The 14,996-nt window shown below is 63.2% G+C and carries 13 protein-coding genes and 2 pseudogenes; 5 read left to right on the forward strand and 10 right to left on the reverse strand.

What is annotated here, in order from left to right; translation table 11 throughout:
* Positions 1–21 precede the first annotated feature (21 nt).
* Positions 22–2,073 (reverse strand): transketolase, encoded by a 2,052-nt coding sequence (gene tkt / locus P9250_RS30050; RefSeq protein ID WP_310396714.1) that lies wholly within the window; start codon positions 2,071–2,073, stop codon positions 22–24.
* 347 nt (positions 2,074–2,420) lie between these two features.
* Between tkt and P9250_RS30055 the strand changes: the two genes are divergently transcribed.
* The gene (locus tag P9250_RS30055; RefSeq protein WP_244826237.1) at positions 2,421–2,834 is read left to right on the forward strand and encodes a glyoxalase/bleomycin resistance/extradiol dioxygenase family protein; all 414 of its coding nucleotides are present in this window, start codon (positions 2,421–2,423) and stop codon (positions 2,832–2,834) included.
* A 64-nt stretch (positions 2,835–2,898) separates the two neighbouring features.
* Positions 2,899–3,636, forward strand: a complete 738-nt coding sequence (locus P9250_RS30060) for a 16S rRNA (uracil(1498)-N(3))-methyltransferase (RefSeq protein WP_250526247.1) — start codon at positions 2,899–2,901, stop codon at positions 3,634–3,636.
* Between the two features lie 99 nt (positions 3,637–3,735).
* Here the strand turns inward: P9250_RS30060 and P9250_RS30065 are convergent.
* The 4 genes and pseudogenes from P9250_RS30065 to P9250_RS30075 all read right to left on the reverse strand — a co-directional run.
* A pseudogene (locus P9250_RS30065) lies at positions 3,736–4,131 on the reverse strand (barstar family protein); the annotation flags it as partial.
* A gap of 69 nt (positions 4,132–4,200) precedes the next feature.
* Positions 4,201–4,308 (reverse strand): annotated as a pseudogene (locus tag P9250_RS32675) (barnase inhibitor); the annotation flags it as partial.
* A gap of 15 nt (positions 4,309–4,323) precedes the next feature.
* Positions 4,324–4,842 carry a ribonuclease gene (locus tag P9250_RS30070; RefSeq protein WP_310396717.1) on the reverse strand — a complete coding sequence of 173 codons (519 nt, stop codon included), beginning with the start codon at positions 4,840–4,842 and terminating at the stop codon, positions 4,324–4,326.
* A gap of 452 nt (positions 4,843–5,294) precedes the next feature.
* On the reverse strand, positions 5,295–7,589 hold the full coding sequence (locus P9250_RS30075; protein ID WP_244826241.1) for an NADP-dependent malic enzyme: 2,295 nt from the start codon (positions 7,587–7,589) through the stop codon (positions 5,295–5,297).
* 263 nt (positions 7,590–7,852) lie between these two features.
* Here P9250_RS30075 and thiL point away from each other — a divergent pair, with 263 nt between their 5' ends.
* The 3 genes from thiL to P9250_RS30090 are packed head-to-tail and all read left to right on the forward strand — an operon-like array spanning position 7,853 to position 9,926.
* Positions 7,853–8,857: a thiamine-phosphate kinase gene (gene thiL, locus P9250_RS30080; RefSeq protein WP_250465738.1), complete on the forward strand. Its 1,005-nt coding sequence runs from the start codon at positions 7,853–7,855 to the stop codon at positions 8,855–8,857.
* Positions 8,847–9,386 carry a phosphatidylglycerophosphatase A gene (locus P9250_RS30085; RefSeq protein ID WP_244826242.1) on the forward strand — a complete coding sequence of 180 codons (540 nt, stop codon included), beginning with the start codon at positions 8,847–8,849 and terminating at the stop codon, positions 9,384–9,386. Before thiL ends, P9250_RS30085 begins: the two co-directional genes overlap by 11 nt.
* A gap of 39 nt (positions 9,387–9,425) precedes the next feature.
* Positions 9,426–9,926, forward strand: coding sequence for a CinA family protein (locus tag P9250_RS30090; RefSeq protein ID WP_250465653.1), 501 nt, complete (start codon positions 9,426–9,428; stop codon positions 9,924–9,926).
* Between the two features lie 156 nt (positions 9,927–10,082).
* On the opposite strand, the gene pyrF is transcribed toward P9250_RS30090, so the two are convergent.
* The 5 genes from pyrF to araH all read right to left on the reverse strand — a co-directional run bounded on the left by pyrF (position 10,083) and on the right by araH (position 14,990).
* Complete coding sequence (pyrF, locus tag P9250_RS30095) at positions 10,083–10,895, reverse strand: orotidine-5'-phosphate decarboxylase (RefSeq protein ID WP_250465655.1); 813 nt, start codon at positions 10,893–10,895, stop codon at positions 10,083–10,085.
* Between the two features lie 132 nt (positions 10,896–11,027).
* Positions 11,028–12,161 carry an aldose 1-epimerase gene (locus P9250_RS30100; protein WP_310396720.1) on the reverse strand — a complete coding sequence of 378 codons (1,134 nt, stop codon included), beginning with the start codon at positions 12,159–12,161 and terminating at the stop codon, positions 11,028–11,030.
* A gap of 82 nt (positions 12,162–12,243) precedes the next feature.
* Positions 12,244–13,119, reverse strand: a complete 876-nt coding sequence (locus P9250_RS30105) for an SMP-30/gluconolactonase/LRE family protein (RefSeq protein ID WP_310396722.1) — start codon at positions 13,117–13,119, stop codon at positions 12,244–12,246.
* Positions 13,110–13,898, reverse strand: coding sequence for an SDR family NAD(P)-dependent oxidoreductase (locus tag P9250_RS30110; RefSeq protein WP_244826247.1), 789 nt, complete (start codon positions 13,896–13,898; stop codon positions 13,110–13,112). Before P9250_RS30110 ends, P9250_RS30105 begins: the two co-directional genes overlap by 10 nt.
* Before the next feature lie 75 nt (positions 13,899–13,973).
* Positions 13,974–14,990 carry an L-arabinose ABC transporter permease AraH gene (gene araH, locus P9250_RS30115; protein WP_244826248.1) on the reverse strand — a complete coding sequence of 339 codons (1,017 nt, stop codon included), beginning with the start codon at positions 14,988–14,990 and terminating at the stop codon, positions 13,974–13,976.
* Positions 14,991–14,996 lie beyond the last annotated feature (6 nt).

Genomic DNA, 14,996 nt, shown 5'->3' on the forward strand with positions numbered 1-14,996 from the left:
AAAAACCGTTGACTGCCGGGTTCAGGCCGCGAGCACGGACTTCGCCGTCTCGACGACATGTTCCACCGTGAAGCCGAAATGCTTGAACAGCTCGCCCGCCGGTGCGGATTCGCCGAACGTGTCGATGCCGACCACGCCGCCTTCGAGGCCCACGTACTTGCGCCAGAAATCCGTCACGCCCGCCTCGATCGCCACGCGCGCCACGCCATTGGGCAACACGCGCTCGCGGTATTCGGCGTCTTGCTTGTCGAACACGTTGGTGCAGGGCATCGAGACGACGCGCGCGCCAATGCCGTCCTTCGCCAGCGCCTCGACCGCCTGCATCGCGAGCTGCACTTCCGAGCCGGTCGCGATGAGGATGATCTTGCGCGCCGGAATGTCGTCGTTCCAGTCGCGCAGCACGTAGCCGCCCTTCGCGATGTTCGCGATCTGCACGTCGTTGCGCGGCGAGAATTGCAGATTCTGCCGGCTGAAGATCAACGTGGACGGACCTTGATGTTCGATTGCATGCGTCCAGGCCACCGCCGTTTCCACGGTGTCGGCCGGGCGCCACGTCTGCAGTTGCGGAATCAGACGCAGGCTCGACACGTGTTCGATCGACTGATGCGTCGGGCCATCTTCGCCGAGACCGATGGAGTCGTGCGTGAACACGAAAATGGAGCGCGACTTCATTAGCGCCGCGACGCGCAGCGCGTTGCGGCTGTAATCCGAAAACGTCAGAAACGTGCCGCCGAACGGGCGGAAGCCGCCATGCAGCGCAAGACCGTTGATGGCCGTGCTCATGCCGAATTCGCGCACACCGTAATTGATGTGGTTACCCCACTGGATGCCCGCGCGACCGGGGTTCGCGTTTTCTGCGTCGCCGGCGGCGCGTACGGGCTTCGACGCCTTCCAGTTCGTGAGGTTCGATCCCGTGAGATCCGCGGAACCGCCCAGCAGTTCCGGCAACGCAGCGGCCAGACCTTCGATGGTCTGTTGCGATGCCTTGCGCGAAGCGACCGTTTCGGCGCGCTGGTTCGCATCTTCGATGATCTTCGCCGCGCTCGCCTTCCAGTCAGCCGGCAATTCGCCCTTCATGCGGCGCGTGAATTCGACCGCTTCGCTGCCGTACTTCGCGCGGTAGGCCTCGAACGCCTTGTTCCACTCGGCTTCGGCGTGCGTGCCTTGTTCCTTCGCGTCCCACGCCGCATAGACTTCCTGCGGAATCACGAACGGCTCGTAATTCCAGCCGAGGCCCGCGCGCGTCGCGGCGATTTCCTTGTCGCCGAGCGGCGCGCCGTGCGCGTCGTGACCGCCTGCCTTCGTCGGCGCACCTTTGCCGATGACCGTGCGGCAGCAGATCAGCGTGGGCTTGTCCGAGTTCTTCGCCGTGGCGATGGCGGCATCGACCGCTTCGACGTCATGGCCGTCTACCGCGCGGATCACGTTCCAGCCGTAGGCTTCGAAACGCTTCGGGGTGTCGTCGTGGAACCAGTGTTCGACGTGACCGTCGATGGAGATGCCGTTGTCGTCGTATAGCGCGATCAGCTTGTTCAGCTTGAGCGTGCCCGCGAGCGATGCGGCTTCGTGCGAGATGCCTTCCATCAGGCAACCGTCGCCGAGGAAAACATACGTATGGTGATCGACGATCTTCGCGTCAGCCTTGTTGAACTCGGCCGCCAGCAACGCTTCGGCGAGCGCCATGCCGACCGCGTTGCCGACGCCCTGACCGAGCGGCCCGGTGGTGGTCTCGACGCCCGGCGTCATGCCCACTTCCGGATGGCCCGGCGTCTTCGAATGCAGTTGGCGGAAGTTCTTCAGTTCACCGATCGGCAGGTCGTAGCCGGTCAGGTGCAGCAGCGAATACAGCAGCATGGAGCCGTGACCATTCGACAAAACGAAACGGTCGCGGTCGAACCAGTGCGGATTCGTGGGGTTGTGCTTCAGATGGCGCGACCACAGCGCGACGCCGATTTCGGCCATGCCCATGGGCATGCCGGGGTGACCGGAGTTGGCTTGTTGAACGGCATCCATGGCAAGCGCGCGGATCGCGTTGGCCATGAGGGCGGTCTGACTGGAGGGCTGGGTCGTCATGTCGTGTCGAGTGCTTGGAAAGCTCGGGAGCTTCCGGCTGGTCCTGAAATAATCCGCAGTGATTCTGCTACGCGCCGGACCCGCGGCACACAACGTTTTCAGGACCGGAACGACGAGAAACGACGAGGATCGGGAGGCCGTCATTCTAACAGACCGGTCCGATTGACAGGCCGCGAGCAAGCGCCAAAGCATCGCCGTTCGACGCGCATCGCTGACCATCGCGGCGGGCACGTTCCGTGCAGCGGCTGCTTCGCTTCGAGCGCCGGCGCCTTCGGATGGCATGCCGGGCTTCGTGGCAGAATGTCCCTCACCGTATTCGTGCAGCAAGGCTTGAAGGAGTGCTTTCGATGACAGACCCACGCCCGGCCGACGTGCCCTGGTTGACGCCCTATCTCACCGTGCGCGATGCGCGCGTGAGCATCGGGTTCTACGAGAAGGCGCTCGGCTTCGCGGTGCGCGACAGCGTGAACGACGATGGCAGCATCATCCACGTCGAGATGACGTATCGCGGCCAGTTGATCGTGATGTTCGCGCCGGAGGGCGCTTACGGCTCGCAGGCGCGCACGCCGAAGAGCTCCGGCATCATGGCGCCGCAGTCGTTCTATCTTTATGTGGACGACGTGGATGCCACCTTCGCGCAGGCCATCGCCGTGGGCGCGAAAGCGCTCATCGAGCCACAGGATCAGTTCTGGGGCGACCGCTTTGCGCAGATCGAAGATCCGGATGGCTATCGCTGGGCGATTGCGCGGCATCTGAACTAAGCGCTGTTTCATTCCCTCAAGGCAACTTCACTATCCGCGGGTTCTGCATCCGCGATCGTTACCTATGCCACGCTTTTACGTTGACGGCCCGCTCGCGGTGGGCCAAACCTTGCCCCTCCCCGACGATGTCGTGCGCCACGTGCACGTCCTGCGCCTCCAGACCGGCGATGTCATCACGCTCTTCGATGGCGAAGGCGGCGAGTATCGCGCGGAGCTGACCGAGATCGCGAAACGTGCGGCCAGCGCGCGGATCGACGAACACGACGAACGTGACGCGGAGCCGCCGTATCGCGTAATACTCGCGCAAGGCGTCGCGGGCGGCGACAAGATGGACTGGCTGATCGAGAAAACGGTGGAGCTGGGCGTCGCGGATATCGTGCCGCTGACGACCGAGCGCGGCGTCGTGCGGCTTGCGGGCGAGCGTGCGCTCAAGCGTCAGGCGCACTGGCAAGCGCTCGTGCGCGCCGCCTGCGAGCAATGCGGACGCAATCGCGTACCGCACGTCGCGCCGCCGCGCGATCTCGACGCCTGGCTCGCCGACTTGCCGCCCGCCTCCGATGGTGACCTGCGCTTGCTGCTTTCGCCGCGCGCGGAACTCGCGTTCGCGACGCTGCCCGCAAAAGCGCCGCGCGAACCGGTGACTTTGCTGATTGGACCGGAGGCGGGATTTTCGCCATCGGAAGAAAGTGAGATCGTGGCGGCGGGTTTCTCCGCGCTCGGTCTCGGACCGCGCGTGTTGCGCACGGAGACGGCGGGAATCGCGGTGCTGGCGGCACTGGCCGCGCGTTGGGGCGGCTGGTGAACGGGACGACAGCCCGCAAAACAAAATCAGCCCGATGAGCAAGACCCATCGGGCTGATTCATTTTCAAACGTCGCGCGAGCAGCGCTCGCTTCAGCGTGTCAAACGAACGAATAGAACACGCGGAACGCCACGCGCCGTTCGGCCCAGAACTCGGCCGCGTCGCGGAACACGTCGAGCAGCGTCTCGCGCCCTTCCTTGTCGAATTTCTGCGCAATCGGCAATTGCTCCAGCACGATCACGAAGCCCGGTTGCGAGCCCGCCTTGTGGACGAGATCGGTCAGCGAGTCGTACAGCGCGTCGTAGTTCTTGCCGAAGTGCTTGGGAAACAGGAACGACGTCGCAATGGTCTCCAGGATTTCCTGCTTGCTCTGCGCCTGCCCGAGATACGCGTAAAGAAAATGCTGTTCGAGTCGATTCGCTTCGTCGGCGAGTTCCTGAACACGGAACGCGCGGATGGATTGCACGATATTCGGCCGCACCGTCGCGAAAAGAGACTCGGATTCCTCCGCCGGTTCCTGAGGATGCGCCTGCACCGGATTCGGCTCGTCATCGGGTCTGTTGTCGTGTTCTGTCATGCGTAGCCGCAATACTCGCTGGAACAGGTTGCCATCGCCGGTTGCGAAAAGATCACTCGCGACGCCGTTGTCGTGCGCGTAGATGTTGTCGCTCATGCCGTTAATCCCTAGTTAGTCCGCAATGCGTTTGAAACTGGCGTAATGGTCGTCCGTGTAGTAGCAGTCGCCAGTCTGCCGCTTCGACCCGCCACACACGATTCGCCGGGCGCCCCGGTCACGCGAACGCGGCGTGGGCACCGTGTACTCGTGGTAATAACCACGCGGATGCCGCGGCAGCACACGCTCGCGATTGCCGAACACGACTCCGTCCTTTGGATAAGGGAAAGGGCCGCCCGCTTCGATCAGCCGCAATGTCGCCACTGCCTGCTTCGGCAACTGCGCAATGCCGATGGTGGCGAGCCCGTCACGCTCAGGCCGGCCGGATTCGGCAGACCGTTGCGTAGGTTCCCGCACCGGTCCCCGACCAAGAGACCCTGCCGATTCGGCGGGCGTTCCCGGCGCCTCGCTTGCCTGAATGGCAGCGGGACCCGCGGATGCCGCGTCTGCTGCGCCGCCACGGGATTCGTCCTTGCCACACCCGCCAAGAATGAGACTCAAGGCGACGATGGTTGAAACCCATGCACGCATCACGAAACGGTTGTCCCCGCGTTATCAGAATTCGACGACCATGAAAGATGCAAGGGTATCGCTAATGACAAGGGGAAGCAACGTTCCGCGAGAAATCGGCAATTCTTCCTTGAAATTGCCAAAAAGCATGGAGATTGGCAAAAAATCAAGTCCATATTTAGCCCAAATCTGAGAGATTTTTATCCTGAACACGATAATAATTTGTCCCGCAGAGCCGCGAAGCCATATGACGAGTTGCCTCACTTGTCGGCTTCACGGCAGGCGCTCCGCCGAGGCTCTGTTTTTGACCCTTGGAGGGCGAGTGAATCCCCTTTGCTCTTGCCTCGAAGCGTGCCAACGACCCACGGCACGCTTTTTTTTCGCCCGCGTTTTTTGCTGCCGAAAAAAAACGCGGCGGAAAATTCCGCCGCGTTCAATTGGCACGTCGTCGTACGGCAGACGCTCAGTTCATTCGTTTACCGTGCAGCGGTCGCGTCGGCCACGAGCAGCGCCGTCATGTTGACGATACGCCGCACCGTCGCCGATGCCGTCAGCACATGCACCGGTTTTGCCGCGCCGAGGAGCATCGGACCGATGGCAATGTTGTTGCCCGCCGCAGTCTTCAGCAGGTTGTACGAGATGTTCGCGGCGTCGATGTTCGGCAGGATCAGCAAATTGGCGTCGCCTTCGAGCGTCGATTCCGGCAGCACTTCCTTGCGCAAACGTGAGTCGAGCGCGACGTCGCCGTGCATTTCGCCATCGACGTCGAGATCGGGCGCGCGTTGCTTGAGGATAGCCAGCACGTCGCGCATCTTCTGCGCGGTCGGCGCGTTGCTCGTGCCGAAGTTCGAATGCGACAGCAGCGCGATCTTCGGCACGATGCCGAAACGCTTCACCTCTTCCGCCGCCATGATGGTGATTTCCGCGAGCTGCTCGGGCGTAGGGTCGACGTTGACGTGCGTGTCGGCCAGGAAAATCTGGCGGCCCGGCAACACGAGGCCGTTCATGGCCGCGTAGACCTTCGCGCCTTCCTTCTTGCCGATCACCTGATCGATGAAGTGCAAATGCCGATGCGTCGTGCTTACCGTACCGCAGATCATGCCGTCGGCTTCGCCCTTTTCCACCAGCATCGCGCCGATGAGCGTGGTGCGGCGGCGCATCTCGAGCTTGGCCATCTGCTCGCTGATACCCTTGCGCGCCATCATCTTGTAGTACGTCTGCCAGAAGTCGCGGTAGCGCTCGTCGTGATCGGTGTCGACCATCGTGAAGTCGACATCCGGCGTGAGACGCAGACCGAACTTCGTGATGCGCTGTCTGATGACCGCCGGCCGGCCGATGAGAATTGGCTTGGCGATTTTTTCGTCGACGGCGATCTGCACGGCGCGCAGCACGCGCTCTTCCTCGCCTTCCGCGAACACGATGCGCTTCTTCTCCGGCTCCACGCTGCGCGCGAGCTGGAACACGGGCTTCATGGTCGTGCCGCTGTGGTAGACGAACTGCTGCAAGTGCTGTTCGTAGGCGTCCATGTCCTCGATAGGACGCGTCGCCACGCCGCTGTCCATCGCGGCCTTGGCCACTGCTGGCGCAATCTTCACGATGAGACGCGGATCGAAAGGCTTCGGAATCAGATACTCGGGGCCGAACGACAAGTCCTGAATGCCGTACGCGGTCGCGACGATATCGCTTTGTTCCTGACGCGCCAGTTCCGCGATTGCGTTCACCGCCGCGATTTCCATTTCCTTCGTGATGGTCGTCGCGCCCGCATCGAGCGCGCCACGGAAGATGAACGGAAAGCACAGAACGTTGTTGACCTGATTCGGGTAGTCCGTGCGGCCGGTGGCGAGTACGGCATCTGGGCGCACTTCGAGCGCGAGTTCCGGCAGGATTTCCGGCGTCGGATTGGCAAGCGCGAGAATGAGCGGCTTCGCGGCCATGCCCTTGACCATTTCCTGCTTGAGCACGCCGCCTGCCGACAAGCCGAGGAACACGTCCGCGCCTTCCATCACTTCGGCGAGCGTGCGCGCGCTGGTCTCGCGAGCAAAGCGTTCCTTGTCCGGGTCCATGAGTTCCGTGCGGCCTTTATAGACCACGCCGGCCAAGTCCGTGACGAAGATGTTCTCGATCTTCATGCCGAGATCGACGAGCAAGGTGAGACAGGCCAGCGCCGCCGCGCCCGCGCCGGACGCCACGAGCTTTACTTCGGCGATGTCCTTGCCGACCACCTTCAGGCCGTTGGTGATGGCTGCCGCGACCACGATAGCCGTGCCGTGCTGATCGTCATGGAAGACGGGAATCTTCATGCGCTTGCGGCACTCGCGCTCGACGATGAAGCAATCCGGCGCCTTGATGTCTTCCAGATTGATGCCGCCGAACGTCGGTTCGAGCGCGGCGACCACTTCGACGAGCTTGTGCGGATCGCTTTCGTTGAGCTCGATGTCGAACACGTCGATGCCCGCGAACTTCTTGAAGAGCACGGCCTTGCCTTCCATCACCGGCTTGGAAGCGAGCGGACCGATGTTGCCGAGACCCAGCACCGCCGTGCCGTTCGACACGACGCCCACGAGGTTGCTGCGCGCGGTGAAGCGTGCGGCGTTGAGCGGATTTTCGACGATCGCCTCGCACGCGAACGCGACGCCCGGCGAGTAAGCCAGCGCGAGATCGCGCTGGTTGATCATCTGCTTGGTTGGCGCAATTGCGATCTTTCCGGGGACCGGAAACTCGTGATAGTCGAGCGCGGCTTCGCGAAGCTTGGTATTGGCGTCAGTCGTCATAAGGCGGGCTAGCAGTGCGGGAATTAGAATGGAAGTTCGAACGCATTGTAGCGCCATTCGTGTAGCGCTTTAGCCCGCAGTCCATGCAATTCAGCTACAAGTGCCGTGACTTTAAAAGGTCTGATCCTGAAGCGCAGTAAGGCTTTCAGCGCATTGGCCGGTTTTTTCGAGACACGATGCGGGTACGTTCACCGCTCGCCAATGCATTTTGCCGTCCAATACATTTCTATCTTGCAGCGCAACAATCAGCCTTGACGCCCACGATGCTCTCCGAGTTTTCACTGATCGATCGATACTTCGCCCGCCGCGCGAGCCCGCCATCGTCACGACACGACAACGCGGCCGCCATGCCGCTTGGCATCGGTGACGATTGCGCGCTGATCGCGCCGCCCGCCGGACATCAACTGGCTATTTCCACGGACATGCTGGTCGAAGGCCGTCACTTCTTTCCCGATGTCGATCCGAACGCCCTCGGCCACAAGGCGCTCGCCGTGAACCTTTCCGATCTCGCCGCGATGGGCGCGAAGCCGCACGCGTTCACGCTTGCGCTCGCCTTGCCGCGCGCCGACGAAGCGTGGCTCGCCGCATTCAGCGACGGCCTCTTCGCGCTCGCGCAGCGCTTCGACTGCGCGCTGATCGGTGGCGACACCACGAGCGGTCCGCTCAACATCTGCATCACCGTTTTCGGCGACGTGCCGCATGGCGCGGCATTGCGTCGCGATGCCGCGAAGCCCGACGACGACATCTACGTTTCCGGCACCTTGGGCGATGCCCGCGCGGGACTCGGCGCAATACGCGGCGAATGGCCGGCGGCGTCGTCCGCATGGAACGTGGCGCTCGAACGCCCCGAGCCGCGCGTGGCGCTCGGTCTCGCGCTGCGCGGCGTGGCGCACGCGGCGCTCGATATCTCCGATGGCCTGGCCGGCGATCTCATGCATATCCTCAGGCGGTCGAACGTGCGCGCCATCGTCGATGCCGACGCCGTGCCGTGCTCCGATGCCGTTCGCGCGTTGCCCGAAGCCGCGCGCCGCCAATGCGCGCTCGCGGGCGGCGACGACTATGAACTCTGCTTCACCGCGCCGCGCGAGCGGCGTGACGCCGTGGCTCGCATTGCAGAACGCGTGGGCGTGGCGTTGACGCGCATCGGTACAATCGAAGCGATGAGCGCGCCGTGCACGACGAGTACGCCCGCTATCGACTGGCGCGACAACACGGGCGCGCCGCTTTCACTGACGTTGCAAGGCTTCGACCACTTTCATGCAGACTGACCCGACCCCGGCGCTCCCGGGCGATCCCCCCACTGCGCGCGGCGCGCCGCGCAAGCCGAGCGCGCGCTTCATGCTCACGCATCCGCTGCATATTCTTTCGCTCGGTTTCGGCAGCGGGCTTTCGCCGATCATGCCCGGCACCGTCGGTACGCTCTTCGCGTGGGTTTCGTTCGTCGTGTTCAATCAGTATCTGACGGTGGCCGAATGGGGCGCGCTGATCGTCATCGGCTTTGTTGCCGGATGCTGGTTCTGCGGCTTCACCGCGAAGAAGATGAATGTCGCGGACCCGTCGGCGGTCGTGTGGGACGAGATCATTGCGTTCTGGCTCGTGTTGCTGCTCGTCACGCCCGCGACGTTCACCGGACAGTTGTGGGCGTTCGTCGTGTTTCGCTTTTTCGACATGGTCAAGCCGCCGCCCATTCGCTATTTCGACCGCCATTTGAAAGGCGGCTTCGGCATCATGTTCGACGACCTGGTCGCGGCGTTCTTCTCGCTGCTCGTGATCGCGCTCTGGCGCATGACCGTCTGACGGTCGTTCTTCTCACCTTCAACCCTTCGGAACATCGTCATGGCAACCGATACCGTCGTTCACCAACTCGCGATTCGCGTCGGCAACAAGCTGCGCGACGAACGGCTGACGCTCGCGACCGCCGAGTCGTGCACGGGCGGCATGGTCGCGGCGGCGATCACGGATATTTCCGGCAGCAGTGCGTGGTTCGAGCGCGGCTTCGTCACGTATTCGAACCTCGCGAAGACCGAGATGATCGGCGTGCCGGCTGGGTTGATCGAACAGCATGGCGCGGTGAGCGAGCCGGTGGCGAAAGCAATGGCCGAAGGCGCCTTGCGCAACAGCCGCGCGCAGGTGGCGGTGTCGATCACGGGCGTGGCGGGGCCAGGGGGCGGCAGCGAGGCGAAGCCGGTGGGAACGGTGTCGTTTGCATGGAGCAATCGGCTGCATACGGCTGTCGAGACGCAGTTGTTCAAGGGCGACCGCGAACAAGTACGCACGCAAGCGGCGGCGCATGCGTTGAGGGGTTTGCTGGAGTTGCTGGAGCGCAGGGAGAAGTGAGCGGCGATGTGGCTTCGATCGCATCGCGTTCTGACTTCGCGGTATTGGTCGTGAGTTGGCGTAGCGTTGAAACGCCGCGAATTCATCGATACCCGCTGATCCACGTTTCAGCGCGGCTTTAATGCATCGTCGCATTGCCGAAGCCGCGCATCGTTCTTATCGATACGCGTTGATCGAATCGCGCGTTTTCTTCGCCGCGTCCGCAGCGGCTTGAGCGTAATCCTCGCCCTTGCTCGCGTAGATGATCGCGCGCGACGAATTGATCAGCATGCCCGTGCCGTTGCCAGTGCGGCCCGCGCGCACGGTTCTTTCGACATCTCCGCCTTGCGCGCCGATACCTGGAATCAACAACGGCATCTCGCCGACGATACAACGCACCGCTTCGATTTCCCTCGGAAACGTCGCGCCGACCACGAGTCCGAGCTGACCGTTCTTATTCCACCTTTCGGCCGCGAGCGTCGCGACCACGTGATAGAGCGGCCTGCCGCCTGTATCGAGAAACTGCAGATCGGAGCCGCCCGCGTTCGAGGTCCGGCACAACACGATCACGCCCTTGCCTTTATGCGCGAGATACGGCTCGATGGAATCGAAACCCATGTACGGGTTGACCGTGACCGCATCCGCACGATAGCGCTCGAACGCCTCGCGCGCATATTGCTCCGCCGTGCTGCCGATGTCGCCGCGCTTGGCATCCAGGATCACGGGAATGCCGGGATGCTTCTCGTGGATATGCGCGATCAGCGCTTCGAGTTGATCTTCCGCGCGATTCGACGCGAAGTACGCGATCTGCGGTTTGAACGATGACGCGTAAGGCGCGGTGGCATCGACGATATCGCGGCAGAACTCGAAGATCGCGTCCGAACGGCCCTTGAGCGCGGCCGGGAACTTCGACGGCTCGGGATCGAGACCGACGCACAGCAGCGATTGCGTGCGCGACCACGCGGCGTTGAGCGATTGAATGAAGGACATGGCGGGAGGCTTCTCGAAGAACGTCGATGGCACGCATTTTAACGTGCCGGCGTTCCACCCTACTCGTCCGAATCGTCCGGCGAGCCGCCGCTTTTATCGCTTGCTCTCAGGCGTCTGTCATCTGGCTTTCGTTCAGCCATCCACGCGTGCATGCGTTGCGCGTGCCTTCGCCTTCGCGCCGGAACCCGCGCGGGCGCGCGTGCGTGGACTGGCCCGCCGCGACGCATCGCCCGTTCGCTCGACCGTGAAGCGAAACGTACGCGCGAGCCGCTCGCCCGGTTCGAGCACCGTCATGCCGTGCGCCTCGCCTCCACCGGGCAGGTTCACCGCGTTGATCGGATGATCCACCGGCTCGAAGCAAAAGAAGTTCTCGCCGGGCGGCGCGTAAAGCACGTAGTAGTCGGTATCGGCGGCGATGATGAGCGACAGCCGACGCCTGGGCCATAGCACGCTCGTGCGTCCGCTCCAGCCGGTGAAGGCGTTGTTCACCATCTCGGACGGCATCGGGTATGCCACGCCGAACTGCCACGCGGGCGGCGCGGGAACGTGACGCACCGGCAGCCAGTCCTCGCCGCAAAGCCACAGACCGCCCGCCGCCGCGGATAACTCCGTATCCGCTTCGCGCATCAGAAACGGATGCAGCCCGAGACCGAACGGCAGCGCCTGATCGCCCGTGTTCTGAACGTCGAGTGTCACGACGAGCGTCGCGTCGTCCAAGGCATAAGTCTGCGTTGCGCGATACGAATACGGCTTGCCGTCGCGCCGGTCGAGTGTCATGCGCACATGGGCTGCGTCTGCCTCTTCGTCTTCCACTTGCCACGCGCCGAGCCAGCCGTCGCCGTGAATGGGCAGCGGTTCGCCCGCGCGGTTGCACGGCACGTCGATGGCGCGGCCGGAAAACTCGAACTGCCCATTGCCGATGCGATTCGAATACGGCAGCAGCGGATAGCAGGCGAGCTGATTCGGATCGGTGTCCGGGCCCGGTTCGATGCAAGGTCGGAAGATCGGCACGAGCGCGCCTTCATGACGCCAGTCGAATCGGGTGATGCCGCCGCCGAGCGAAGGCGCGACATCGAGCCGCAAATGCGCGTTTGCAAGCGTGATGCAGCCAGCGACGCCCGCGCTGCCGATAGCGACCGCCGCGGTGCCCGGGCCGGGGCGTATCGGCGGCTCCTTGGCGGCGGCGAGACGAGAACGGCGGGCGTTCGCCTGCGCCGTGGATGCGGATACCGCGTTCGATCCTGTTTCTGTGCGCGCAGCAGTCATGGCTCGTACTCCAGCGAGAGGCGAAACTGCCCGGCGTGGCCGGGCTTGGGCGCGCTTGAACGCAGAGCGCGGCGCCTTGGTTTTATGGCTTGCCCTGAAATACCGCTTCTTCGATTCCGCGCACACCCGGTGTGGCGATGAACACGCCGCCTGCATGCGGATCGGTCTGCAAGGCACGCTCGTTCAGTCCGACGCGCGCGCTCGTCACATACATCGATGCGAAGTCCGCGCCGCCGAACGCGACGCAACTCGGTTGCGTGCTCGGCACATCGACACGCGCGCTTTCGCGGCCATCGGGTGCATAACGCACCACGCGATAACCGCCCCATTGCGCGTTCCAGAGCCCGCCATCGGCATCGACGATGGAACCGTCGGGAACGCCCGTCGCATCGCTCAATTCGACGAACACGCGGTCGTTCGCGAAGCTCGGGTAATCGCACGCGCGAATCTGCCGCGTCGGGGAATCGCAGTAGTACATCGTCGCGCCATCTGGGCTGAAGCCGATGCTGTTCGAGATCGCGCAGTCCGGAAGCGGCAACCGTTCGAGCGACAAATCGTGATTCAGCCGATAGAACCCGCCGACCGCCTGCGCATCCTCCACGTCGTGCTTGGTGCCGAACACGAAGCGCCCTTCGCGGTCGCAGCGGCCATCGTTCAGACGCGTCGGCAAGTCGGCTTCGACGAGCATGATGGTCTCGATCTCGCGCGTCGTCAGGTCGAAGAACGCGAGCCGCGATGCAAGGCCGAGCAGCAAGCGTCCCGCATCGGCGCACGGCGTGAAGCACGCGAGCCGCTCGGGCATTTCGAAGGATTCGCTTTTGCCGCCGCGCGGATCGTAACGCCACAGACGCTTGCCTTCGATATCGGTCCAGTAGAAGCGGCCGCTTCGCGCGCACCACGTCGCGCCTTCGCCGAGCGCGCACTGGCTGTCGACGAGAAGGCGCGCTTTCACGCCCATCCTCCGTCGACGACGATATCCTGCGCGGTCAACATGCTGCTGTCGTCCGACGCCAGGAACAGCGCCGCGCGCGCGAGATGTTCCGGCATCAGTTCGGCGTCGATGCACTGGCCGAGCTTGATGGCTTCGCGGCCTGCGTCGTCGAGCCACAGCGTCTTTTGCTTTTCGGTCATCACCCAGCCCGGCACGAGCGTATTCACGCGAATGCCGAACTTGCCGAGATCGCGCGCGAGGCCGCGCGTCATGCCCTGCACGCCCGACTTCGACGTGACGTAGACCGGGAAATTGCCTTGCTTGAGCATCCAGCTGATGGAGCCGAGATTGATGATCGAGCCGCCGCCGAGCTGCTTCATGTCTTCGATGACCGCCTGCGCCGCGAAGAACTGATGGCGAATGTTCACCGCGATGCCGGCATCGTACGATTCGGGCGTCACGGATTCGATCGAATGACGCTTGTCGTTCGCCGCGTTGTTGACGAGCACGCTGATGGGCCCGAGCGCCGAGCGCACATCGACGATGCCTTTACGCAAGGCGTCGATGTCGGTCAGATCGATACGCAGGAAGAGCGGCTTGAAACGGCCTTCAGGCAGCGACGCGCCGAGCCGGTCGGCGAGCGCTTCGCCCGCGGCCGTATCGATATCGAAGAACGCGACCTTCGCGCCCTGACCGGCGAAGTTTTCCACGAAGGACGCGCCGATACCGGTGGCGCCGCCCGTGATGAGCACGGTCTTGCCCGCGAGGCTGGGATAAACGGCGAGCTTCTTTTCAGTGGCTGACATGGGCTTGTTCACAAGAGTTTGGCTTCGCGAAAGCCGTATGGCTCTCGCGGCGATGCAAACGACACGACCGGAGGCTCAGTCCCGCGACCCGCGATTCTTCAGCTGATCGAGCAGCACGGCGGCCAGCAGGATCGCGCCGCGCACGAGGTACTGATAGAACGCGTCGATGTTCAAAAGGTTCATCACGTTTTCGACCGTGCCCATGATGAGCACGCCGATCACGACGCCCGAGATCGTCGCGCGTCCGCCGAGCAGCGACACGCCGCCCAGCACGCACGCGGAAATCACGTTCAATTCGAAACCTTCAGCGGCATTCGGCTGACCCGACGTAATCCGCGAAGCGAGAATGACGCCCGCGAGCGCGGTGACCGCGCCCTGGATCAGGAAGATCCACACGCGCGTGCGCTCCACGTTGATGCCCGCGAGCCGCGAGGCTTCCGGATTGCCGCCAATTGCGAGCGTATTGCGGCCGTACACAGTCTGGTTGAGCAATACGCCAAAAACGATGAAACATGCAAGCGTGACCCAGATAGGCAGGGAAATCCCCAACATAGAGAGTCCGCCGAGTTCGATGAAGGTGTCCGACGACACGCCCACCGCCTGACCGTGCGACACGATGAAGCCCAGGCCGCGCACGATTTCCATCGTGGCGAGCGTGGTGATCAGCGCGTTGATGCGCAGATAGGCGATCACCGCGCCGTTCACGAAGCCGATCACCGAACCCGCCGCCACCGCCGCGATGATCGCGATGAACGTATTGCCCGTCGCGTTCAACACCATCGCGCAGAGCACGCCGGCGAAGGCGATCGTCGAGCCGACCGAAAGGTCAAAGTCGCGCGAGGCGAGGCAGAACATCATCGTGCAGGCCACCATGCCGATCTGCGAGATCGACAAGGCCAGTCCGAGCATGTTTTCGATCGAAAAGAAGTGATCGACCGTCAGCGACATCGTGGCGAACATCACCACGAAGATCACGATCAGACTGTATTCCGTCAGTTGCTGATACCACTTTTGCTTGTCGTTTTTCTGCGGAATCAGCGCGTTCGCCACCGCCTCACCCGCTTGCCCGACGATGTTTTCTCTTGCTTCCATGATGTG

It is taken from the genome of Caballeronia sp. LP006, from assembly GCF_031450995.1.
GTDB lineage: Bacteria > Pseudomonadota > Gammaproteobacteria > Burkholderiales > Burkholderiaceae > Caballeronia.

Excerpts from the sequence above, each read along its gene's own strand:
- thiL (WP_250465738.1), top strand. The coding sequence starts at position 7,853 with ATGCTCTCCGAGTTTTCACTGATCGATCGATACTTCGCCCGCCGCGCG.
- P9250_RS30060 (WP_250526247.1), top strand. The coding sequence starts at position 2,899 with ATGCCACGCTTTTACGTTGACGGCCCGCTCGCGGTGGGCCAAACCTTG.
- P9250_RS30105 (WP_310396722.1), bottom strand. The coding sequence starts at position 13,119 with ATGGGCGTGAAAGCGCGCCTTCTCGTCGACAGCCAGTGCGCGCTCGGC.
- P9250_RS30055 (WP_244826237.1), top strand. The coding sequence starts at position 2,421 with ATGACAGACCCACGCCCGGCCGACGTGCCCTGGTTGACGCCCTATCTC.
- P9250_RS30075 (WP_244826241.1), bottom strand. The coding sequence starts at position 7,589 with ATGACGACTGACGCCAATACCAAGCTTCGCGAAGCCGCGCTCGACTAT.
- araH (WP_244826248.1), bottom strand. The coding sequence starts at position 14,990 with ATGGAAGCAAGAGAAAACATCGTCGGGCAAGCGGGTGAGGCGGTGGCG.
- P9250_RS30110 (WP_244826247.1), bottom strand. The coding sequence starts at position 13,898 with ATGTCAGCCACTGAAAAGAAGCTCGCCGTTTATCCCAGCCTCGCGGGC.
- pyrF (WP_250465655.1), bottom strand. The coding sequence starts at position 10,895 with ATGTCCTTCATTCAATCGCTCAACGCCGCGTGGTCGCGCACGCAATCG.
- P9250_RS30085 (WP_244826242.1), top strand. The coding sequence starts at position 8,847 with ATGCAGACTGACCCGACCCCGGCGCTCCCGGGCGATCCCCCCACTGCG.
- P9250_RS30100 (WP_310396720.1), bottom strand. The coding sequence starts at position 12,161 with ATGACTGCTGCGCGCACAGAAACAGGATCGAACGCGGTATCCGCATCC.
- P9250_RS30090 (WP_250465653.1), top strand. The coding sequence starts at position 9,426 with ATGGCAACCGATACCGTCGTTCACCAACTCGCGATTCGCGTCGGCAAC.
- tkt (WP_310396714.1), bottom strand. The coding sequence starts at position 2,073 with ATGACGACCCAGCCCTCCAGTCAGACCGCCCTCATGGCCAACGCGATC.